The organism is Vibrio sp. 1557, from assembly GCF_033340175.1.
Classification (GTDB): Bacteria; Pseudomonadota; Gammaproteobacteria; order Enterobacterales; family Vibrionaceae; genus Vibrio; species Vibrio alginolyticus.
Genome location: NZ_JAWOVZ010000187.1, coordinates 1 through 1,215 on the forward strand (window position 1 = coordinate 1; position 1,215 = coordinate 1,215).

The 1,215-nt window shown below is 50.9% G+C and carries 1 protein-coding gene; it reads right to left on the reverse strand.

Going from position 1 to position 1,215, the window contains the following annotated elements; genetic code table 11:
- Positions 1-41 precede the first annotated feature (41 nt).
- The coding region (locus tag R7070_RS25730; RefSeq protein ID WP_318141454.1) for a 3-phenylpropionate MFS transporter at positions 42-1,215 on the reverse strand (1,174 nt) is incomplete at its 5' end.

Below are 1,215 nucleotides of genomic sequence, written 5' to 3' on the forward strand. Positions count from 1 at the left end.
AATGGAGACAAAGATGAGTTTTTAACCTGTGTCACAGAAGTCTAATTCTGTGCTTCAAGTGCCTTTTCAGACACATCCACCACGTTGTGGCTAGGCTCTTGATGGTCCAATTTGATGAACAGCGCCAATAGGCCCATTGCCGCCATACCCCAGAACACCAGCGCGCCACAGTGCTCGTAACCCCAACCACTGAGCACCGTCATCAGCGCGATAAATGCGCCAAGCGGGATCGCGTTGTATAGCGCTTGCAGCGCCACCATTTTGTGCTCTTCAGAGTTTTGGATGTATTGAATGGCCGCAATGTGCGCCGTCGCGAATGTCACACCGTGCAGAAGTTGCACGATAACCAACGCAACGATAGACGTTGTTGCTGCGGTCATGCCCCAACGCATCATCACACCACAAGCTGCAACAATAAACAGCGTGCGCAGCGCCCAACCAGCAAACAGACGCTTACTCAATGCAAACACAGCCACTTCTGCCGCAACGCCCAGACTCCACAAGTAGCCGATCACGTCTTCTGAGTGACCCGCCGCTTTCCAGTGAATGGCACTAAAGCCGTAGTACGCCGCATGGCTACCTTGGATAAGCGATACCAAAACCAAGAACTTCACCACTGATTTATCGGTAAGCAGTGCAGATAATTTCGGACGTTCAGCATGCTGGTCACCGCGAGTGACAGGCATTGGATTGATGCTGCGCATCGCGAAAAGCAATGAAAAGAACACCCCCACCATCGCGGTGTACAGAATCATATCCGAGCCAAATTCTGCGACAAGGAAACCCACCACCGTTGAACCCGCAATGAAGGCTATAGACCCCCACAAACGCGTGCGACCGTAATCCAACATTTTCAAGCGAGCGTAGTAGTTTGCCATCGCGTCTGATAGCGGAACTACCGGACCACAACACAAGTTAAACAACACCGTTGCCAATGCCATGAGCCAAAAACTGCCGCCCGTAAAAAAGTGGAAACCAACAAAAATGAGGGCTGCAAAGCTCAACCAACGCAACGTTGGCATTAGATGTTCAACTCGGTGTACACGAGGGGTAATGACGAGGTTAGCCACGCAGCGTGTCGCCAAACCTAAACCAACCAGTAAACCAATGTCCGTGGAAGAAACGCCCTGTTCTTTAAACCACAACGACCAAAATGGCAGGTAAACGCCATACGCAAAAAAGAATCCGAGAAAGTACTGGGAAATCCAGCCATCC